The 21,091-nt window shown below is 58.6% G+C and carries 21 protein-coding genes and 1 pseudogene; 11 read left to right on the plus strand and 11 right to left on the minus strand.

What is annotated here, in order from left to right:
* Positions 1-74 precede the first annotated feature (74 nt).
* The 5 genes and pseudogenes from AVI_RS14495 to AVI_RS14515 form a co-directional block, all read right to left on the minus strand.
* The gene (locus AVI_RS14495) at positions 75-1,106 is read right to left on the minus strand and encodes a peptidoglycan -binding protein (RefSeq protein ID WP_015917052.1); all 1,032 of its coding nucleotides are present in this window, start codon (positions 1,104-1,106) and stop codon (positions 75-77) included.
* A gap of 3 nt (positions 1,107-1,109) precedes the next feature.
* Positions 1,110-2,123, minus strand: a complete 1,014-nt coding sequence (locus AVI_RS14500; RefSeq protein ID WP_015917053.1) for a hypothetical protein — start codon at positions 2,121-2,123, stop codon at positions 1,110-1,112.
* Positions 2,124-2,307: 184 nt separating this feature from the next.
* Positions 2,308-3,108, minus strand: a complete 801-nt coding sequence (locus AVI_RS14505; protein ID WP_015917054.1) for an inositol monophosphatase family protein — start codon at positions 3,106-3,108, stop codon at positions 2,308-2,310.
* A gap of 413 nt (positions 3,109-3,521) precedes the next feature.
* Positions 3,522-4,571, minus strand: a pseudogene (locus AVI_RS31435) (tetratricopeptide repeat protein); the annotation flags it as partial.
* 299 nt (positions 4,572-4,870) lie between these two features.
* Complete coding sequence (locus AVI_RS14515; protein WP_041698198.1) at positions 4,871-5,533, minus strand: thiamine phosphate synthase; 663 nt, start codon at positions 5,531-5,533, stop codon at positions 4,871-4,873.
* A 351-nt stretch (positions 5,534-5,884) separates the two neighbouring features.
* Between AVI_RS14515 and AVI_RS14520 the strand changes: the two genes are divergently transcribed.
* Together AVI_RS14520 and AVI_RS14525 are read left to right on the plus strand one after the other, a co-directional pair.
* Positions 5,885-6,652 carry a sulfite exporter TauE/SafE family protein gene (locus AVI_RS14520; protein ID WP_015917057.1) on the plus strand — a complete coding sequence of 256 codons (768 nt, stop codon included), beginning with the start codon at positions 5,885-5,887 and terminating at the stop codon, positions 6,650-6,652.
* Between the two features lie 182 nt (positions 6,653-6,834).
* Positions 6,835-7,095, plus strand: coding sequence for an ArsR/SmtB family transcription factor (locus AVI_RS14525; protein WP_015917058.1), 261 nt, complete (start codon positions 6,835-6,837; stop codon positions 7,093-7,095).
* Between the two features lie 340 nt (positions 7,096-7,435).
* Here AVI_RS14525 and AVI_RS29680 read toward each other — a convergent pair whose 3' ends face one another.
* Positions 7,436-7,609 carry a YdcH family protein gene (locus AVI_RS29680; protein ID WP_015917059.1) on the minus strand — a complete coding sequence of 58 codons (174 nt, stop codon included), beginning with the start codon at positions 7,607-7,609 and terminating at the stop codon, positions 7,436-7,438.
* A 340-nt stretch (positions 7,610-7,949) separates the two neighbouring features.
* Between AVI_RS29680 and AVI_RS14535 the strand changes: the two genes are divergently transcribed.
* The 6 genes from AVI_RS14535 to AVI_RS14560 all read left to right on the plus strand — a co-directional run bounded on the left by AVI_RS14535 (position 7,950) and on the right by AVI_RS14560 (position 12,204).
* Positions 7,950-8,153: a YdcH family protein gene (locus AVI_RS14535; RefSeq protein ID WP_041697050.1), complete on the plus strand. Its 204-nt coding sequence runs from the start codon at positions 7,950-7,952 to the stop codon at positions 8,151-8,153.
* Positions 8,154-8,169: 16 nt separating this feature from the next.
* Entirely contained in the window at positions 8,170-8,670 is a 501-nt protein-coding gene (purE, locus tag AVI_RS14540) for a 5-(carboxyamino)imidazole ribonucleotide mutase (protein ID WP_015917061.1), read from the plus strand.
* Between the two features lie 27 nt (positions 8,671-8,697).
* Positions 8,698-9,753, plus strand: a complete 1,056-nt coding sequence (locus tag AVI_RS14545) for a 5-(carboxyamino)imidazole ribonucleotide synthase (RefSeq protein ID WP_015917062.1) — start codon at positions 8,698-8,700, stop codon at positions 9,751-9,753.
* Positions 9,754-9,915: 162 nt separating this feature from the next.
* The gene (gene ykgO, locus AVI_RS14550) at positions 9,916-10,041 is read left to right on the plus strand and encodes a type B 50S ribosomal protein L36 (RefSeq protein ID WP_003497670.1); all 126 of its coding nucleotides are present in this window, start codon (positions 9,916-9,918) and stop codon (positions 10,039-10,041) included.
* Between the two features lie 108 nt (positions 10,042-10,149).
* The gene (locus tag AVI_RS14555; protein ID WP_015917063.1) at positions 10,150-10,935 is read left to right on the plus strand and encodes a tetratricopeptide repeat protein; all 786 of its coding nucleotides are present in this window, start codon (positions 10,150-10,152) and stop codon (positions 10,933-10,935) included.
* 261 nt (positions 10,936-11,196) lie between these two features.
* Positions 11,197-12,204, plus strand: a complete 1,008-nt coding sequence (locus AVI_RS14560) for an alpha/beta fold hydrolase (RefSeq protein ID WP_015917064.1) — start codon at positions 11,197-11,199, stop codon at positions 12,202-12,204.
* 649 nt (positions 12,205-12,853) lie between these two features.
* Here the strand turns inward: AVI_RS14560 and pyk are convergent.
* Positions 12,854-14,293 carry a pyruvate kinase gene (gene pyk, locus AVI_RS14565; protein WP_015917065.1) on the minus strand — a complete coding sequence of 480 codons (1,440 nt, stop codon included), beginning with the start codon at positions 14,291-14,293 and terminating at the stop codon, positions 12,854-12,856.
* On the minus strand, positions 14,290-14,769 hold the full coding sequence (locus AVI_RS14570; protein WP_041697052.1) for a DUF1036 domain-containing protein: 480 nt from the start codon (positions 14,767-14,769) through the stop codon (positions 14,290-14,292). The genes pyk and AVI_RS14570 overlap by 4 nt, the downstream gene beginning before the upstream one ends.
* A gap of 491 nt (positions 14,770-15,260) precedes the next feature.
* On the opposite strand from AVI_RS14570, the gene AVI_RS14575 reads away from it, so the two are divergent.
* The 3 genes from AVI_RS14575 (at position 15,261) to AVI_RS14585 (ending at position 16,878) form a co-directional block, all read left to right on the plus strand.
* A complete protein-coding gene (locus AVI_RS14575) occupies positions 15,261-16,064 on the plus strand; it encodes an N-formylglutamate amidohydrolase (protein WP_015917067.1) in 804 nt (267 codons plus the stop codon).
* 11 nt (positions 16,065-16,075) lie between these two features.
* Entirely contained in the window at positions 16,076-16,387 is a 312-nt protein-coding gene (locus AVI_RS14580; protein WP_041698200.1) for a DUF1244 domain-containing protein, read from the plus strand.
* 227 nt (positions 16,388-16,614) lie between these two features.
* Complete coding sequence (locus tag AVI_RS14585) at positions 16,615-16,878, plus strand: DUF2312 domain-containing protein (protein ID WP_015917069.1); 264 nt, start codon at positions 16,615-16,617, stop codon at positions 16,876-16,878.
* A 320-nt stretch (positions 16,879-17,198) separates the two neighbouring features.
* Here AVI_RS14585 and AVI_RS14590 read toward each other — a convergent pair whose 3' ends face one another.
* The 3 genes from AVI_RS14590 to AVI_RS14600 all read right to left on the minus strand — a co-directional run bounded on the left by AVI_RS14590 (position 17,199) and on the right by AVI_RS14600 (position 21,087).
* Positions 17,199-17,600 (minus strand): hypothetical protein, encoded by a 402-nt coding sequence (locus tag AVI_RS14590; RefSeq protein ID WP_015917070.1) that lies wholly within the window; start codon positions 17,598-17,600, stop codon positions 17,199-17,201.
* Positions 17,597-19,138: a peptidoglycan L,D-endopeptidase MepK gene (locus AVI_RS14595; protein ID WP_148213970.1), complete on the minus strand. Its 1,542-nt coding sequence runs from the start codon at positions 19,136-19,138 to the stop codon at positions 17,597-17,599. Before AVI_RS14595 ends, AVI_RS14590 begins: the two co-directional genes overlap by 4 nt.
* 401 nt (positions 19,139-19,539) lie before the next feature.
* Positions 19,540-21,087: a sigma-54-dependent transcriptional regulator gene (locus tag AVI_RS14600; RefSeq protein ID WP_041697057.1), complete on the minus strand. Its 1,548-nt coding sequence runs from the start codon at positions 21,085-21,087 to the stop codon at positions 19,540-19,542.
* Positions 21,088-21,091 lie beyond the last annotated feature (4 nt).

A 21,091-nucleotide genomic window follows, 5' to 3' on the forward strand; every position in this document is an offset into this window, starting at 1 on the left:
AAGGCAGAGGGGGGTTAAGCGGCATATAAAAGCCTTTGCGTCCTATAAGAGCCACACCCATTCATCTGCCCGTCTCACCGCTCCGTCAGCTTTAGCTCGATCCGTCGGTTCTGGGCGCGAGCTTCAGGCGTATCACCGGGCGCAATCGGCTGGAATTCACCAAAACCGGCAGCAGCCAGACGGTCGGCTGGCACGCCCTTTGAGATCAGGAATTTGACCACCGAGACGGCACGGGCCGCCGACAGTGCCCAATTGTCCGGATAGCGGCCATTGCCTGACAGCTGGACATTGTCCGTATGGCCATCGACGCGCAACACCCAATTGATATCGGGGGGAATTTCCTTGGCGAGATCAATCAACGCATTGGCGAGCTTGACCATTTCCTCCTGGCCTTGCGGGTTCATATCCGCCCCGCCGGAGGGAAACAGCACTTCTGACTGGAACACGAAACGGTCGCCGACAATGCGGATATTCTGCCGATCCGACAGGATTTCCCGCAGGCGTCCGAAAAAGTCGGAACGATAGCGATTGAGTTCCTGCACCTTCTGGGCCAGCGCCACATTCAGCCGCCGTCCGAGATCGGCGATTTTTGCCTGTGAATTCTGGTCCTTGGCCTCAGAGGCCTGCAAGGCCTGTTCGACAGCGGCGATCTGGGCGCGAAGCGCGGCGATCTGCTGGTTCAAGAGGTCGATCTGGCTCATGGCGCGGGCGCTGACCTGCTGCTGCTCATCGAGCTTGCCACTGAGTTCGCCAATCTTCACCTGGGCCTGGGCCGAATTTCCTGCGCCTGTATCGAGCAGGGATTGCAAACGGCTGCGTTCTTTCTCCGACGTATCCAGTGAGGATTGCAGGTTGGCCAGCGCGTCTTCCAGATCCTGCTTGCCGCCCTTTTCGAGCGCCAGCATTTGCGTCAACTCGGCAATCTGGTTGTTCAGCCGGTTCAACACTTCGTCCTTGCCGGAAATTTCCCGGCTGAGCACGAATTGCGCCACCACGAAAACGGTGAGCAGGAACATGATGGCGATCAGCAGCGTCGACAAGGCATCGACAAAGCCCGGCCAATAGTCGGCGCCGCGATCCCGCTTGCGGTTGCGCCCCAGGGCCATGGTCTACTTGCTCCCGAGCTTGTCGTTCAACCGGTCCAGCGCCTTGCGCATGGCACGGGTGTCTTCCTGCTGGGCTTCGATCCAGTCGCGCAGCATTTGTTGCTCGTTGCGCATGTTCTTCACCAGCCCCTGGATGCCATCCGACAAGCCGCTCAGCGCGGCTGCCGACCGGTCGGAGCCGGAGGCAGGCTGCTGGGCGATCTTTTTCATCTGCTCCAGCAAACGCTCAATGTCGTGACCGGAAACGCCCGCCGGCACCGGTTGATCGGAACCGGTATCGGTGACGGAAGAAAGCCAGTTTTCCAGCTCCGTATAGAATCGGTTCTGGGCGCGGCCAGCCTGCAAATCGAGAAAGCCGAGGATCAGCGAGCCGGACAGGCCCAGCAGCGACGAGGAAAACGCCGTGCCCATGCCAGCAAGCGGCGCGGAAAGCCCATTTTTCAGGGTTTGCAGCACATCGCTGCCCTGCCCACCGGAACCGGCATCCAATGTCTGGATGACATTACTGATTGAGCTGATCGTGCCGATCAGGCCCCAGAAGGTGCCGAGCAGGCCGAGAAACACCAGAAGGCCGATCAGATAGCGCGAGGTGTCGCGTGCTTCGTCCAGCCGGGTGGCGATGGAATCAAGGATGGAACGCAGCAGCGTCGTTGACAGGCCGGTTGAGCGGCGATTGCCCAGCAGGGAGCGCATCGGCGCCAGCAATTTTGGCTCGCGTCCGGACTTATCGGCAGTACCGGACCGCTGAAAATGATTGAACCAGCGCACTTCCGAAATCAGCCCGACCACATGGGCGAAAATCAGGATGATGCCAACGGCCAACACCCCGAGAATAAGACCATTCAGCCCCGGATTGGTGTAAAATGCCTGTTCGGCCTGCCGAAACAGGATGGCCGCAATGAACCCGATGAGGATCAGAAAGATCAGCATCGTCAGAATAATGGGGGCCGGGCTTGACAGTTTCGAGCCGTAACGGGCCGGTTCAGCGTCCGGGGCGTCCACATCCACATCCGTCATTGGCAGCACGTCTCCATTACAGGCAAGCGGTCGATCCCTTTCGCAAACCACGGGTCAAACCTCTGAAAGGCTCGGCCCAGGCAGCACGAAGTGGACGGAGGCTAGTTCAAATTCATGTCGAATTGAAGCGAAAACCGGCGCTTTTGCGAAAGCGCCGAAAAAGCCATGCTGGCGCTTGAGCCAATCAAGCCTTCGGCAAGGGCCGCTTGACCACTTCCAGCAGCGCCTTCTGGATATATTCATTGCCCGCGACAATGTCACCACGCTCAAGACTATCGGTTCCACCCGACATATCGCTAACGAAGCCGCCCGCTTCGCGGATCAGCAACAGGCCAGCGGCGATATCCCAGGCATGCAAGCCGGTTTCCCAGAAACCGTCGAACCGGCCGCAGGCAACATAGGCGAGGTCCAGGGCCGCTGCCCCCATGCGGCGGACGCCAGCCACTTCGCCCATCACATGGCGCAGTTCCAGCAGCGCCTTGCCGTGATTGCCCCGGCCCAGATGCGGCATGCCGCAACCGATCACGCAATCCGATAGCGCCTTGCGGGCACCAACGCGAATGCGGCGATCGTTAAGGAAGGCGCCGCCACCCTTTTCGGTCGTGTAAAGCTCATCGGTAGCAGGGTTGAAGATCACGCCTGCGACGATTTCGCCATTGCGCTCCAGGGCGATGGAGACGGCAAATTGCGGAATGCCGTGCAGGAAGTTGGTGGTGCCATCCAGCGGATCGACGATCCAGCGATGGGCGCCATCGGTCCCCTTGATCTCTTCACCCTCTTCCCCGAGGAAGCCATAGGTGGGTCGGGCCTTCAGCAAGTCCTCGCGCACCAGTTTTTCAGCCTTCATATCGGCCTGGGAAACAAAATCGCCCGGGCCCTTCACCGAAACCTGCAAGTTCTGCACTTCGCCAAAATCGCGCGACAGGGATTTCCCGGCCTTGACGGCGGCCTGGACCATGACATTGAGAAGGGCTGAGCGAGCCATAGCGGTTTCCTTAGACTGAATGATGCAGCAGACCGTCATCCGCCATCAACAGGATGGAGGTCGGGCGCGGCCCTTTTAGCGGCGTGCAAAGATTGAGCGGTTCAAGACCACAAAATCTGGCGCAATTCAAGTCCCTGCGCGATTCAGGGGGCGGCGGGCGGCTGATCCGGCACATCGGTGCCATCGTCGGGATTTTCATCCTTGTCTGCATCATTTTTGGGGACGTCATTTTGGAGCTTGCCCCCCACAGGAGGCAGGGAGACGCCCGGAAGCCCGGTCGGGTCGATGGGCGGTGGCGTCACCGGCTTTGCAGCCTTGCTGATGATGTCGCTGACCTCGTCCCTCGCCCCATTTTTGCCCGTCGTTGAGCCTTGGGCCTTCGATACCGGGCGACCCAGTCTGTGCTGGCCGGTCCGGTATTTGTTGGCCGCTTCAATTGCCTGTTTCTGCTGGCTATCCGGCAGGCCGAGATAGAAATCCTCAAGAGCCGGATCGGCAAGGCCGGCCCGACGCGACAGCACATACCATTTCGCCGCCTCGACCGGATCGGGCCGGGTACCGAGCGCCGCCACATACACATGCGCCAGCCGGTTCTGGGCCGCGACATTGCCGCGATTGGCGGCAATCCGCAACCATTTGAAGCCCTGCTCCAGATCCTGCGGCCCGGCAATGCCGTTAATCAACCAGATGCCGATATCAAGCTCGGCGGTATCGAAACCGGCACGCGCCGCCCGCACCAGCCATTCGCGCGCCAGCTGTCGCTTTTCCGCCGGCACGTCCGACAGGTTGCGATAGATCTGAGCGACGGCATATTGCGCATCGGCGATGCCTTGTTCCGCCGATTGCTCGTAGAAAGGCAGCGCCAACAGCAATCCCTTCTTGCCGGGATTTTCCGAGACCAGCAATTGCGCCCAATTGAACTGGGCCGACGCATTGCCCGCTTCCGCTGCCCGGCGCATATAGTCATCGGCCAGCTTGCGATCCGGCGAGACATAGCGCCCTTCGATCAACATCAGCGCATATTTGAACATTGCCGCCGGATCGCCACCCGCAGCGGCCTTGCCATACCAGAAGGCCGCTCCCTTCATGTCGCGCTTGACCGCCAGACCACGGGTCATCAGCTCGGCAATCAATGTCTGCGCGGCGGGATCGCCCTTCTCGGCGAGCGGCAGGGCGTAATCGAAGGCGGTGGCAAACAGTCCGCGCTGGAACGCGCCATAGGCAAGATCGACCTTGCCGGTATAGGGCTTTTCCGGCGGTAGATCCGGCAGCGGAATACCCATGCGCTCCATCAGCGTAATACCGCCAGCCGGTCCCGCATCCTTCACGCCCGGCCGCTGTACCTTGCCAGCATCCTCACCGGATACCGGACCGGAAAGCCCGCTCGGCCTGACAAAACCGTTTGTCTGGTCAGAGCCAGGGGTGTTTTCGGGAGCCGTTTTATCGTCAGGAGCGATTGGCACCTCGATTTCGTTTCCCGGCTTTGGGCCTCGCCCTTGCTCTCCAGCCTTTTCCGATGGCGTCTCAGGAGAGGCCTGATCGGCAGCCTCGCCTGATTTGCCCTCACCCGCCTTCACATCAGGCTTCGCCGCCGGAGGTGAGGATGCCGCAGGCGGAACCTGCGCATAAGCACCGATGTCCATGACCGTCGGACATGCCAGCGCCAAAACCAGGCTTGCACAGACGGATCGTCCAGACAGCAACCGGAATTTGGCCAAACGGGTTAGGGCAAGACGGGGCAAGGCAAGGGTCATTGAGGCGTTCAATCCTCAAACCGTGGCGCTTTTTCGTCAAGCAAAGCATTTACCTGAGCAACCACGGTGGCGGCTGCCTCCGGATCGTCAAACACCGCCCTGGAGAGGGCCGCAAATTCCGCGCCGGTTTCAGCGACAGCCAGGGCCGATTGCGGATCTGCGCCGCCCATGACGATGCAGGGGATCTCCACCATCGACGACCACCATTCGCCCAAGGCCAGGTTTTTCGAATGCGCTTCCGGCTTGATATCGCCATCCAGCTTGCCGAAAAACATGTAGTCGGGGTCGGCATCGCCAGCCTCCAGCGCATGGTGCCGGTCGCGGGCAGCACCGGAGCCGACAATCATCTTCGGGGTGAATTTTTCCACCGCCTCGGCCAGCGCCTCGACATCGCCGCTGATATGCAGGCCATCGGCCTTGGCGCGACCGGCAACCCGGCTATTGTCGGCGATGATGGCAGCGGCACCCGCTGCCTGCACCAGCGGCACGACCGCTTCGGCCTGGGCCTGGAACGTATCGTCATCAAAATCATATTGCGGGATGATCACCGAGGCGACATCGCCACCCTTCAAGGCATTGCCGACAGTCGTGGCAAGCATCTGCACATCGGCAATCTGCGGCGTGATAAGAACAAGCCGACAGCGGCTTTGGAACTTGGGCGACTTGGACATGGCGATTTCCGTCTTCTTCATGGCAAGAGCAAGGGAGGCGACCCGGGCCAAAGCGCCCTGCACCCTTTATATAGGGCATATAAGGTGCTGTAGCACGTCATGTCTGCGGCATGATTTTCTCTTTAAACCGATTGTGATTTAAAGAATGATGCTGACGCCTCTGTTGCTCTCGTTTTTGTTGGCACTCTCTCTGTGGCGAAAGGATCTCGCCATGTTTGCAGGAAGTCGATAGACCGGACTGACGAAAGGATCAACACCAACTGTCAGAGACAGCCGCCGCCTGCTTGGAAGACACCTCGTCCCGACAGGCACCAGCGCTCCCAATGCACCATCGCGGAAATTCGACCATCCATGCTGCCAGATCTCTCATTCCTGCTTGCCGCCATTCCCGCCGTCGTGCTGGTCGGCCTGTCCAAGGGCGGCCTGGGCGGCGCTTTCAGTCTGCTCGGCGTGCCCATCCTGGCGCTCGCAGTACCGCCGATGACGGCTGCGGCGATTTTCCTGCCGATCCTGCTGGTGATGGATCTGGTCGCGCTGCACGCCTGGCGCCACCATGGCGACTGGCGCACGTTTTTCCTGCTTCTGCCCGGTGCCATCGCCGGGATCGCCTTTGGTTGGGCCACATCGGCGCTGATCCCGGCTGACGCCATGCGGCTCGTGCTCGGTGCCATTACGGTGGTGTTTGCCGGGCGCTATTTCCTGCGCCGCTTGCGCGGCGAAAGCCATGATGCAAGGCCGGCAAAACCACAGCGCGCTGTGGCCGCCACGGGTTGGGGCACGCTGGCCGGTTATGGCAGCTTTGTCGCGCATGCCGGCGGTCCGCCGTTTGAAATCTATGCCCTGCCGTTAAAGCTCGATCCAAAGACCTATACCGGTACCAGCGTGCGGTTTTTTGCCTGCCTCAACGCCATCAAGGTCATTCCCTATATCGCGCTCGGCCAGCTGGATTTCAGCAACTTCACCCTGTCTCTCAGCCTGCTGCCGGTGGCGCTGCTGTCCACCATGGCCGGTGCCATGGTGGTGCGTCGGATGAAAGCGCAGACCTTCTATCCGCTGATCTATGCCATGACGCTCATTGCCGGGCTGAAACTGTTTTGGGACGGTTTGTTTTTCCTGTAATCCAATGAGCGATTGAAGATTGGCATCGGATTGCTTTTGCAAATATCTCGAGACTTGGGATAAGACATTTGCGACTGGAGGGAGATTGTAAAATTGACGACAATCAAAATCCCGATAAAATTGCATTTTCGCATCGCACAATTGCGCTTGCCGGACGGCAGGATGTATCATAGCTTGCGCATATGACGACAATCGATCCATTCTCGGCCATTGCCGATCCCAACCGACGCCATTTGCTGGAAGAGTTACGCCGTGCACCGCGCACGGTGAACGATCTGGCCAAGGGCCTGCCGATCAGCCGGCCGGCCGTCTCACAACATTTGAAGGCCCTGCTGGATTGCAATCTGGTGACAGTGGCCACCCAGGGCACCAAGCGGATCTATTCGGTCAACCATTCCGGCTTCAACCGGCTGAACCTGTGGCTGGACCAGTTCTGGAACTGACGGTGGGATCGGTTCGCATAGGGACCGGCGTGCCAATATCGTCATAGCAGGCGCGAATATTTCGTTCGCCACAGCGCCTCTGGCGTTCCCAATCGTTTATAGCACCGCATGATTCGACTTGCGAAAACAGCCCACGAAAAAGGCCCCGAAGGCAATCGGCGCTTCGGAGCCTGTTCTCGGTCAAGAGCGGCAATGGTTTAGCGCTCCTGGATCTGGGATAGAGTATCAAGACAGCGGCGGAACGCTATAGCAAACAATCCGCCACGTGCCGATGCAAAGGGCCTGTTCACTGGATGAAGTCCTCAAATCGGGCCCGATTCAAGGAGGCATCATCCAGCCTCTAATGTCGTGTCGACTTCAGGCGCTCCATTTCATCCTTGAGGCGCAATTTGAGGCGCTTGAGTTCCAGAATTTCCTTGTCGTCGGTCGAGGGAGAGGAAAGGGCGGCATGTAGTTTCTCCTCCAAAACTCCATGCTTCTTGGCAAGCGATTCAATATGAGCCTGAATGGTCATTTGATTCTATCCTTCCTTTTCAACCTCCAGCATCCATCGCTGGAGCTTCTTGGTTTGCGACAGGAGTGTGACACGATCTTACGCCGATGTCTAAGGCGAAAACCTGAATTTATGAGGGCAATTTCATGTTGGCACAGGTGATACTTCCCATATCGGGTCGCCTCCTTGCGTTAGGCCTTTCTAAACGCAAGGGAAATTGATTGGTTAAAAGACGCGGCCAATGCCGATGAAATTATGCGAAAGGGCTAACTTCCCGTTACCGACGTTTGGTGATAGGAGCTTGCGCCATTCCACCATGCATCAGAAATAGATGCAGCCAGCGACAAGATGGGGACAGACGATGCCGGATCAGGACCACGCGGATACAAGGCTTCAACTCGCACGCCTTCGTCAGGAACACGAGGATTATGATGCTGCGATCAACGCCATGGTTCAGGTCGGCTGCGACGCCTTGCGGATCCAGCGGATGAAGAAGAAAAAGCTTGCCATCAAGGACAGGCTGACCAAACTGGAAGACCAGCTCATTCCCGATATCATTGCCTGAGAAAAGGGTGCCGCCGATGCAGGATGAAAGACCGCCCGTCGCCATCATCATGGGAAGCCAGTCCGACTGGGAAACCATGAAGAACGCTGCCGACACCCTGGACGCACTTGGCGTCAGCTACGAGGCACGCATTGTCTCCGCCCATCGCACCCCCGACCGCATGGTCGCTTTTTCCAAGGGTGCACGCGACGAAGGCTTCCAGGTGATCATTGCCGGAGCTGGCGGCGCCGCCCACCTGCCCGGCATGGTCGCCTCGATGACAGCGCTTCCGGTTTTCGGCGTGCCGGTGCAGTCAAAAACCATGTCCGGCCTCGACAGCCTTTATTCCATCGTGCAGATGCCGGCCGGTATTCCGGTCGGAACGCTCGCCATCGGCCGGGCTGGCGCTGTCAATGCCGCCCTGCTCGCAGCAAGAGTTCTGGCGTTGCAGGATGCCGATCTCGCCGACCGGCTGGATGACTGGACAGACAATCAGACTGCCGCCGTTGCCGACTATCCCACCGACGAAGCTCCCTGAGGCTTATAAACTGTACGGATCACACGCGTGAAGACCATTGGAATTATCGGCGGCGGCCAGCTTGGCCGCATGCTTGCTATGGCCGCAGCAAGGCTGGGGCTGAAGACCATCGTGCTGGAACCGCAGGCCGACTGTCCGGCCGCCCAGGTTGCCAACCGGCAGATATCAGCCAATTACGCTGACGAGGCAGCCCTTGCCGAACTGGCCGCCAGTTGCGACGTGGTCACCTACGAGTTTGAAAACGTGCCGGTCGCCGCCGCCGAAGCCCTGGCGCGCAGCGTGCCGGTCTACCCCCCAGCCAAGGCACTTGCCGTGTCCCAGGACAGGTTGAGCGAAAAGCGCTTTCTCAACGACAATGGCATTGCCACCGCCCCGTTTCGCACCGTCGACAGCCAGGCGGACCTGGAGCAGGCATTGGCCGAATTCGGTGGCGAAGGCGTGCTGAAAACCCGCCGCTTCGGCTATGACGGCAAGGGCCAGCGGGTCTATCGCAAGGGTGACGATGCCAGCGGCGGCTATCAGGCGCTTGGTGCCGTGCCGCTGATTCTCGAAGGTTTCGTGCCGTTTGCGCGGGAAATCTCGATCATCGCCGCCCGTTCGATATCAGGCGAAATCGCCTGCTACGATCCGGCTGAAAATATTCACCGCGACGGCATCCTGCACACCTCCACCGTGCCTGCGTCGATTTCGCCGCAGACCGCCGCTGCGGCCAAAAGTGCGGCGGAAAAGCTGCTGACCGGCCTCGACTATGTCGGCGTGGTCGGGCTCGAACTGTTCCTGATGGCCGATGGCAGCCTGATCGCCAATGAAATGGCCCCTCGGGTCCACAATTCCGGCCATTGGACGGAAGCGGCCTGCGTGATCTCGCAATTCGAACAACATATCCGCGCCGTTACCGGGTTGCCACTGGGCGATCCGGCCCGCCACGGCGATTGCGTCATGACCAATCTGATCGGCGACGATATTGTCGCCGTTCCAGATTGGCTGGCGAAACCCGGTGCGCTCGTCCATCTCTATGGCAAGGCTGAAGCACGGCCCGGCCGCAAAATGGGACATGTCACCGAGGTCAGGAACCGGGAATAACCTGCCATCAAAGGGCAAAATGCCTGGTTTTCCGGTTGACATGCCGGGTTAAGCCGGGGTATGTGCCACCAACCCTGAAACAGCGCGCCCAGCGGTGCGTTTTTCGTCGATATACATCCCGGCGGAACCAGACGGTTCCCTGGCAACCATGCGGATCTAAAAATGAAGATCAAGAATTCGCTGAAAGCGCTTAAGGCACGTCACCGCGACAACCGTCTGGTTCGCCGCAAGGGCCGCGTTTACATCATCAACAAGCAGAACCCGCGTTTCAAGGCCCGTCAGGGCTGATCGAAACCTCTCCTGCGGGAGAGCAGCATCACCTCGCTGTGATGCGTGGACTTCGGTCAATCGCAGAATTCGGTTTGAAACAGAGCGCATGCACGGTAGATTACCTGCATGCGCTCTGTTCGTTTGTTCATTCACCTGATTCTCACGTCCTGTATTCTGGTTGCCAGCGCCCTCGCCGGGCCTGCCGCCACGACGTATGCGCAGGATAGGCCAGGTGCTGCACCCAGCCAGCCTATGCCGCCTGCCCTGCCCTTCACGCCGGACCCTCAAAAGCCTGAGCCGAACCATCCTCAGACGGGTGAGCCAAGAGCGGACAAGGATGGCCAGCCGCCATCTTCTCAACAGCAAGGCCAATCTCCGCAGCAGGGCGAGGTCGAACGACTGGAAGACCGTAGCGACACAGCGGCGCTGTCTGGCAAGCCTGCGGACGAATTGCTGACCCAGTTGAAACGCGAACGCCAGCCGGAAGCAGCCAAGGCGATTGCCGCTGCCGTGATGGCGGATTGGTCGAATTCCGGCAGCCCAACCGTTAATCTGCTGATGCAATGGGCCGACAAGGCCATCAAGGACAAGAAGAACGCCGCAGCGCTGGACTTCCTCGATCAGGCGATCGTGCTGGAGCCCAATTATGCCAATGGCTGGGGGCACCGCGCCAGCCTGCATTATAGCCAGGGCAATTATCGCAAGGCGATTTCCGATCTCAATCACGTCCTGGCCATCGAACCGCGCCATTTCGGGGCGCTGGAAATGCTCGCCAATATCCTGGCCGAGACCGGCAGCGACCAAAAGGCGCTGGAAGCGTGGCAGCGCTACCTCGCCATCTATCCCGCCGACCGCGCCGCCCAGAAGACCGTGACCGAGCTTTCGGAGAAACTGGCAGGCGCCCGGACGTAATCATGACCCATTGCGGATGCAGTAGATTTAAAGTGTTACGGCGTCCTTTGTGCGTTTTATAAAACGCAAGGCGCTGTAATCCCTGCTGTGCCGCTAAGGACGGTGGCTTGGAGAAAGCCGAAGGCTATATTACCTTTCACACTCCACGCGCTCCGACCTGTGTTATGCGGACGAAAGAGGCCGTCGCTGTTAAATTTTCTGCGTCATTCTCTCTGATCGCTAAGCCGCTTTAAGGAATGACGCAGCAGGAACCCGTAAGCCATGCCTGCAATTCTGATCCTTGCTATCATTACTACACCTCTGATTGTAGCCTGGATGTTTTCCACAGTCAAAATAAGACAGATCACTGACGATAATCCGAATATCGGCACGCTCGTCCCGATAAGAGACACACACCTCAATCTTCTGCATATTCCGGCCTCTGAAAGCGCGGATCTGCCGCCGCTGCTGTTCATTCATGGCGCCAGCGGCAATCTGCGCGATCAGGCCGAGGCCTTTCGTCCGGCGCTGGAAGGGCGCGCAGATTTGATCTTCGTGGACCGACCGGGCCACGGCTATTCACCGCGTGGCGGACCGGAAAACGACACACCGGATGGCCAAGCCAACGCCATTGCCGAGGCCATGGATGCCCTTGGCCTATCGCGGGCCATTATCATCGGCCATTCCTTTGGCGGCGCCATTGCGGCCAGTTTTGCCGTTCTCCATCCAGAAAAGACGGCGGGTTTGCTTTTTCTGGCCCCTGCAACCCATCCCTGGCCCGGCGGTGTCGATTGGCATTATCATCTGACGGCAACACCAATCATCGGGCCGCTCTTTGCCCGCACCCTTGCGCCTCTTGCAGGGCTTGCCAAGATGGATGGAGCCATCGGGGCAGTCTTCGCTCCCAACCCACGTCCGGATGATTATATCGCCCGAACCGCCCCTACCCTGGTTCTGCGGCCCAGCACCTTCCGTCACAACGCCATCGACGTGTGCGGCTTGCACACCTATGTCACCCGAATGGCGCCCCGCTACCAGGAGATACAGGCCCCAACCGTGATCGTCACCGGTGACCGTGATGCCATCGTTCTTGCAGATATCCACTCCATTGGTCTTGCCCGCGACATTGCAGGCGCCGAGCTTATCTGGGTGCGACATTTAGGCCACAAGCCGGACTATTGCGCCACAGACCTAGCCGTTGCCGCCATTGAAAAAATAGCCGGCCAAGACCGCAATCTTCCATCTTTGGCCAGTAAAATCGGCGAAGCTCTTGAAATGTCAACAAACTGATAAAATTGCCAGCTACTTAAGAGCTCGATAACCACCGACATCGGCTATCTACAACCAATAGGATTGTGTTCTTGACATCACAATCAAAATAGCGCAAAACTATAAGCATAATAACAAACCAATTTAAAACGACAATATTACCAAAGACGAATTTATAGTCTATTTATATTTAAGAGTTATTAAATTATTTATAAGTAATAAAGTCGCCTCTCCCAAGGCGGCTTTATTATTTTATTGTATCTATACTGCAAAGCAACATTTATAGACTTATACTATTATGAATTAATGCAGAATTTCACAAATCGAATAGCAATCCCTAAGGGAATAGTGACTCAGGCTCAAAGCATGAGCACATCGATCCTGCATTTTAGAAACCGCAGGATACTCCATCTTTTTCTGTTGCCATCAGATTTTACCCAGACCGAGTAGCACGTCTCAGTCCACTCAATTGACCGGTTGGAGCGCCCTGTCACGAAAAACGCCGCCCGTCATCCCTGACAAGCGGCGCTAGAATTTTTCGGATACATAGCCCCTCAGAACGGTCACTGAAGATGACCCTTCACATTCTCTTTTCACATACCTCTACGACATGGCTCCTTCAAGGCGAGGATGCATCAGCATCTTCGCCTTGCGGGACGGCTTAGCCATGTCAGACGCCGGACAGTCCATCCGGACCGATATAAGCGATGCGCAGCATATTGGTGGCGCCTGGCGTGCCCAATGGCACACCAGCGGAAATGATCACCCGGTCGCCCGGCTTGCCAAACTCTTCCGAAACCACAATGCGGCAGGCCCTGTTGACCATGTCATCCAGATCGGTCGGCTCTTCGGAAACGACGCAATGCAGGCCCCAGACCAGCGACAGGCGGCGGGCCGTCTGCACCACCGGCGATAGCGCCAGGATCGGCACTTCGGGGCGCTCACGCGAAGCACGAAGCCCGGTATTTCCTGATGACGTATAACAGACGATCGCCGTCAGCTTCAGGGTCTCGGCAATCTGGCGGGCTGCGAGCGAAATCGCGTCGGCGCCGGTTGCTTCCGGCTGCGGGCGCTGGGCATAGATAATGCCGGGATAGTGCGGTTCGCGCTCGATGGTGCGGGCAATCGACGCCATGGTGGAGACCGCTTCGACCGGATACTGGCCGGAAGCAGATTCAGCCGACAGCATGATGGCATCAGCGCCTTCGAACACGGCTGTCGCCACGTCGGAGACTTCGGCGCGGGTTGGAACCGGCGCTGAAATCATCGATTCCAGCATCTGGGTGGCGACGACCACCGGCTTGCCTTCACGGCGGCAGGCGCGAATCAACTGCTTCTGGATGCCGGGAACGGCCTCCAGCGGCATTTCCACGCCAAGGTCGCCACGCGCCACCATCAGGGCGTCGGACAGTTCGATGATCTCGTCGATCCGTTCCAGCGCTTGCGGCTTTTCGATTTTCGACATCAGCCCGACCCGTCCGCGGGCGATCTTGCGCACCTCGGCCAGATCCTCGGGACGCTGGATGAAGGACAGCGCGACCCAATCGACGTCATTGGTGGCCAGAACAGCATCCAGATCGGCGCGGTCCTTGTCGGTCAGCACGCCGGTGGCGAGGATCGTATCGGGCAGGCTGACGCCCTTGCGGTCGGAAATCTTGGTACCGGACACAACGCTACAGACAATGGTCTTGCCGTCGCATTTTTCAGCACGAAGATGCAACTTGCCATCATCGATCAACAGGCGATGGCCAACCTTGACGGCCTCCAGGATTTCAGGATGCGGCAGATAGACCCGGGTTTCATCGCCAGGGGCCTCGTTGCTGTCGAGGGTGAAGGTCTGGCCGGGCTTCAGCTCCACAGAGGTGTTGGCAAACTTGCCGACCCGCAGCTTGGGGCCTTGCAAATCGGCCAGAATGCCGATCGGGCGCCCACAAGCAGCTTCGACATTGCGGATGCGCTGGATCAGCGTGCGCATCACATCGTGGCTGGCATGGCTCATGTTGATACGGAAAAGATCGGCGCCAGCCTCATGCAGCTTGCGGATCATGGCTTCATCTTGCGAAGCCGGTCCAAGCGTTGCGAGAATTTTGACTTTGCGGTTACGCTTCATTGCTTCTGGCCTTCCTGCGTGCCGGGCGTGTCGGACAACTGAACCATCCAGCTCCCCTGGCGGCCCGTGTCATATTCCTTGAAACCCATTTGCTGGTAACCGCGCTTGAAACAATCCCCGACGCCAACGATCTTGAACTCGTTTTCCGCCACGCACATGTTGACATTGCCGGTCCAGCGACCACCGCGGGCGGCATCTTCTGCGTAGAGATAATAGTAGCGCGATTTCAGCTCGCCTTCGATCAGCGTTGCGCAGGTCGAAGCGGGTACTTGCCACCAGCCCTCGCTGATCCAGCCTTCCGCCGCCCGATAGCCAATGGCCACGCCGACGAGATTGGCCGAACCATTGCAAACGCGAAAATCCGCCTGCGCGGGTGCGGCATAAGCAATCGGTGAAAATACAATGGTCAAAAACAGGCCGAGACGTGCAAGACGCCCGGAACCTGTAACGGAAGAGAGTGTGTTGGAATGAGGCACGGCTTCCGACGGAACTCCATTTTTCTGTGTTGCCTTCTTGCGACTATGGACCAAGAAAGTCAACGCAAGTCTAATCGATTGTAATCCCCAAGCGAATGATGAGGGATGAGTTTGACTGTATGGTGACGCTAGCACGCCTTGAAGCGAACCAGATCCTTCTTGCCTCACAGGCTTGAACCGCAATAGCAGATATCACACGAATGATCATAAGGTGTTAAGCGACATCGAAGCATCCTTTTAAATCCGCCTGCTGCATAATTCCTTAAATCCAACCCGATTTAAGGAATTATGCAGCAAATTTGAAGGGCGACGGCCTCTTTTGTGCATTTGATAAGGCCCACACGGCTGAAGCCTTGAAAAACTGGTGATAATCCTGTTTCTGCGTCGCAACCGGTCCAAATTCGACCCAAAGAATCCTCAGAATAATCGGTGAAGGATGCTTCACACGCATCCCCCATCATAGACAATCCCATCACATAAATGTGTCAGCCATGAATGACTTCAAACCCTATGAGACGATAGCCGGCGACAATAGCCAAGGCCTCGTTCTGCTAGCCGATCACGCCATGAACCGGCTGCCTCCCGGCTATGGCACGCTTGGCCTGCCAGATAGCGCTTATCTGCGCCATATCGCCTATGACATTGGCGTGGAAGGCCTGACCCGGCAATTGGCGGCCCGGCTCGGCGTGCCTGCTGCCATGTCCTGTTTTTCCCGGCTGCTGATCGACCCAAACCGGGGCGAGGACGACCCGACGCTGGTCATGAAAATTTCCGATGGGGCGATCATTCCCGGCAATCACCCGATCACCACGGAAGAATGGCAGCATCGGGTGGAAAATTTCCACCGGCCTTACCACCGCGCTGTTGAACGGATGCTGGCCGATGTTGCCTCGGCGAGCGGCAAGGCACCGCTGGTGCTGTCGCTGCATTCCTATACGCCCGCCTGGAAGGGCACGCCCCGCCCCTGGCATGCCGCCGTGCTCTGGGATAGCGATGAGCGCGCTGTGCGGCCACTGATCGACGCGCTCAGCCTGCCGGGCGACATTCTCGTCGGCGACAATGAGCCCTATGACGGCGCCTTGAAGGGCGATACACTCTACCGTCATTGCATGGTTTCGGGCATGCCTCATGCGCTGCTGGAAGTGCGCCAGGACCTGATCGGCGATGAAGCGGGCATCGCGGCCTGGGCAGACCGGCTGGAACCGATTTTTGCCGCATTGAACAGCGACCCTGCCCTGCACCAATGGCAGCAATTTCCGTCCCGCACCGGCCCTTACACCGCCTTGGAAAAATGATCGGACAAAAGATGAGCGAACTGACCAAGGAACAGCAAACCGAACTGGAAGCAGCGGCCTTTCGACGTCTTCTGGCGCATTTGCGGGAACGCAGCGACGTACAGAATATCGACCTGATGAATCTGGCCGGGTTCTGCCGCAATTGCCTGGCCAATTGGTATCAGGACGCAGCCGACGCCAAGGGTGTCGAGATGACCCGTGACGAGGCGCGCCATCATGTCTATGCAATGCCCTATGAGCAATGGAAATTGCGGCATCAGAAACAGGCGAGCGAGGCCCAGAAGGCCGATTTCGAAGCCTCTCGCCCGCAGGACGAGCCTTAAACGTGGCTATGGACATGGCATCGGATATGGATAATTTTGCCTAACCCTACCCCAGGGCCTCTTTCGGGTTTCAAGCTATTATCCATTTCTGACAAGAGCTTACCCGATATCCCGCTGACCCATCTGCCAAGGCCCGGACTTTGCGCCATGCAAAAGAACTTGACGTGGCGCAGAGTTCACGGCACGTCACCCCCACTCAAATGACCATCCCCAGCAAGGAGATCCCCATGTCTGATGCTCATGGCGTCGCCCGTGACCAACTTCGCGCCTTTGTCGAGCGCATCGAACGCCTGGAAGAAGAAAAGAAGACCATCGCCGACGATATCAAGGACGTCTATGGCGAAGCCAAAGGCATGGGCTTCGACACCAAGATCCTGAAAAAGGTCATCGCGCTGCGCAAGAAGGATGAGCAGGAGCGGATGGAAGAAGACCTGATCCTCGATACCTATCTTCATGCTCTGGGCATGATTGAAAACCCGCCGGAAGGCTAAAGCATCAGACCGGAAGTTTAGAACTGGCCTTCGGAAACCTCCGGTCCGCAAACAAAAACTGCTACAGCGCCGTGCGCCCTATATGGCGCACAAAGGTTCGCTGTAGCGCTTTATATCTGCTGCATAATTTTCTCTCTAAACCAATTCCCGTTTAAAGAATTATGCAGTAGCCCCCTCTTTAGGGGCCTAAACAGCTTCTCCCTCTTGAAAAAATGCAACGGGAGATGCGGGAACCAGCCAAGCCTTTACGTACAGATACGAAAAACCCGCGGTTACGCGGGTTTTTTATGCAGCCCTACCCGAAGGAAGGCTCGATATACTTACCGGACCGCGCCGAAGCGGCCTGGATCGATGGCCTGGGCGCCGGGGGTAAAGCCGGTCTGCGATGCCTCAACCGGTGCGGTGATGGCCTGGGTTACGACACGCCCGCCACGGCCAGCCTTGGCTGGCGGCTCGATGCGGTTCTTGTTCATCGCCCATTGCGAAATCATCGTGCGGGTCAACTCGGTCCCGCCGGTCAGGCCTCGGCTGGCAGCATCCGCTTCACTGGGTCCCGGGCGTCCGCCCTTGACGGGAAGCGAAGCTTCACTCGCATGGCTTGCCGATTTCGGCTGGTCAAAAACATCGCCAAACTGGCCCGCACTCGGCTTGGTACGAGAGGGCTGCGCAAGCGAAGCCACCTGTTGCTGCTGTGCCTTAGCTTGAGCTGGCGGCTGGGTCACGCCCTGAGCCGGAAGTGGTCCCTGGGTGAGAACGGCGACGGCTTTCGGCTGCACCACCGGGGCGGGGGCAGGCTGAGGTCTTTCAGCGGGAGCCACAGGTTTTCAGCGGGAGCCACAGGCCGAACTTCGGCAACAGCTGGAGCAACAGACGGCGCTGGCCGGTCACGCGGGATCACCACAGTCTTCAGCGGCGCGCCATCCTGGCTCTGTTGCAGTGCCTCGGCAGCTGCTGGAGAGAGCATGGCTTCTTCGACCGTGGACGGCTCGTCGCTCACCTGTGGACGCTGTTGCGGCAAGGTCGCCGCCATGGCATCGGCAAGCGCCGGACGGCCAGCTGGCACCGGAATATGCTGGGCAATAGGGTTGCTATCATCAGGCGATCCGAGAGAAGCGGTCATCACCGGCTCTGCATCACCCTTCATACCACGTGGCCCAAGCAGGGTCGGCACCGGAACCTTGTAGGCGGCCAGATCTTCATAGCCGCTTGACGGCGCGCCAGCGTCACCCGACGGATTGCCGGCAACTTTCTGCAGGGCATCCTCGGCAGCATTGCGCCCGCCAGGAGAGTAAAGCGCCACAGCCAGACTATCGTCACCCTGGCGCAGGGAAGGACGCGATTGCGGAACGGGAGCCGCGATATCAGGCGCCGCAGAGGCCACGGCCACAGGCATCGGGCTGGTTGGCGTTGGATTGGTCAGCTCGGCAGGTCTTGGTGTAGCGGCAGGAGCCGATGCCCGCACCGGTGCGGCTGGGGCTGCATCTTCGTCGCCCTCGTCCTCATCACCGCTGCCAAACAGCATGGCCATCAGATTTCGCGGCCTGCCGCGCGGCGAGGATTTATTATCCGCCATCAATATTTGTTCAGACCCCAGGCGTTTCTTATATTCCTCCATCGCCACCTGATAGCCTGGAAGCGGCTTGCCATCGGCAGGAATATGCAGGGTCTTGCCATCGGGGAACATGCGCACCAGTTCGCTGCGCGGAACGCGCGGCCAGGAGCGGACGCCCGCCACATCCATATGCACGAAAGGCGAACCGGAATTGGGATAATAGCCCACGCCGCCCGCCTGGAATTTCATGCCGATATCGCGCAGGCTTTTCAGCGGCACGCCAGGGATGAAGAAATCCATCGCAGTGCCATTCATATGCTGGCTTTCCTTGGCGACGCCGGAAGAGCGCGAACGCAGCATGGCATTGGTGGCTGGCGAACGATAACCGGAAACGACATAGATATAACCGCTGGCGCCCGCCTTTTGGTAGACCGACCAGACGAGGTCGAACAGGCGCGGGTCCATCTTGGTCGCTTCGTTGCGTCGCCAGTCGCGCACAATATTGTTGAGCTGCTGCAAGCCTTTGGGATCGTAGCGGCCATTGCGCTTGAAGGTGATTTCCTGTTTTTCGCCGGTATGGACGAAAAGGATTTTCAGCGAGCGCGTTTCAGCGGCAGCCGAACCGGTCGTGGCATAGAGGGCGGAAAAGGCGATCGTCATCAGGACCAGAGCTGTCAGAAACAGCTTGGATATGTTCGCCCAAATCATGGCCGTGCGGTCAAGCCGCCCTGGCCCTGAGGGCGATACAAATGCACCAGATATCCGCAAAATCCGTCCCCGTCAGAAAAGTCACATCGCTCGCTTATCACATGACTGTGAAATACGGTATCCACATGGCAATTTTGCCACATCGTTCAAATTGATTCTTATATGGTGAACCAATTCATAACAACCCATTGACAACCAGTAATCAATCATCCTTACCCGGGGGTTAACAACTATCGATCCGTTTAGCTTTTGTGCGTAACGGCTGAAATACTCAGCCGGCCAGACTTTGAGCAAAACGGGCGTCCTTATAGCCCAAAATGACAACGCCGCCCACCCTGTCAGGTGCGCGGCGTGTTCAAATCTTCAGCCGGGCGCTGAAAAAACCCGGATATCACCTTTTTTCAGGCGGCGTGCTTCTGCGGATTATCCGGGTCGATCCCGTAATCCTTCAGTTTGCGATAGAGTGTTGAGCGACCGATTCCAAGCTTGCGTGCCACCTGGCTCATCTGGCCTCGGTAGAATTTCAGCGCGAAACGAATCAGTTCTTCCTCGATCTCAGCCAATTGCCGGACATTGCCGCTCTCGTCGATGCTGACGATGACATTGTCCAACGCCACCGGACGCGGGTCCTCGGCGCGGGGGGCAGGTAGCCGGTCGATAAAGGCCAGTTCCGGCCGGTCTGCACCGCGCGGCGCCACCTGTTCCGGCTGGCTTTCGGCCGTGCCAGGCAGACCCGACCAGAACTTGTCCTGCGCCAAACCGCCTGGGATCTGTGCCAGGATCTGCGGGAAATCGCTTTCCGTCAGATCCGTACCTTCGGCAAGAATCACCGCCCGGTAGATGGCATTTTCCAGCTGGCGAATATTGCCGGGCCAATCGAAGGCCGTCAGCAATGCAAGTGCGCCAGCCCCCAGAGACAGGGTCCGGGTCAGACGCTGCTCTGCCGAGAACCGTTCGGTAAAGGCGCGCGCCAGGAAGGGAATGTCCTCCTTGCGGCGGCGCAGAGCCGGAATGGTGATGGGGAAGACGTTGAGGCGGTAATAAAGGTCCTCGCGGAACCGGCCAGCCTTGACCTCTTCGATCAGGTCCTTGTTGGTCGCCGAGATTAGCCGCACATTGACCTTCTGGGTCTGGCGGGCGCCGATAACCTCGATTTCGCCTTCCTGCACGGCCCGCAGCAGCTTCACCTGGGTATCGAGCGGCAATTCGCCGATCTCATCGAGGAACAGCGTGCCGCCGTCAGCCTCGGCGAACTTGCCGATATGGCGTTCCGTGGCACCGGGGAAAGATCCCTTTTCATGGCCGAACAGAATGCTTTCCACCATATTGGCGGGAATGGCAGCGCAATTGACCGTGACAAAAGGCCGCGACGCACGGTCGCTGCCCGACTGGATAGCCCGGGCGACCATTTCCTTGCCAACGCCCGATTCGCCTTCCAGCACGACAGGGATATTCGATTGGGCCGCACGGCGCGACAGGTCGATGACCCGGGTCATGGCCGGACTTGCCGAAATGATATCGGAGAAATGCACCGCCCCGGTGCGTGACCGGCGTGCAGGACGCGACTTGGCGTCGCGCTGGTCGACGCGTAGCGCATTGCCGATGGCCGATGCGATTCGCTCCGGCGAGACCGGCTTGACGACGAAATCGAAGGCGCCAGCCCGCATGGCCTGCACCACGGTATCGATGCCGCCCTGACCGGTCTGCACGATGACAGGCACGTCCGCCTCCTGACCACCGATGGCGACCAGGAAATCGAGGCCGGATACGCCCGGCATCATCAAATCGAGCAGGATGACGGAAATCTCCGCCTTGTGCTGACGGAAATAGGCAAGGCCTGCCTCTCCGTCCTCGGCCAGATGGGCAACATGCCCCTGGCTTTCCACAGCGGCCTTCAACAACCGGCGTTGAACCGGATCGTCATCGACAACGAGAATATGAGCGGTCAATTTT

Source organism: Allorhizobium ampelinum S4 (assembly GCF_000016285.1).
GTDB classification, from domain to species: domain Bacteria; phylum Pseudomonadota; class Alphaproteobacteria; order Rhizobiales; family Rhizobiaceae; genus Allorhizobium; species Allorhizobium ampelinum.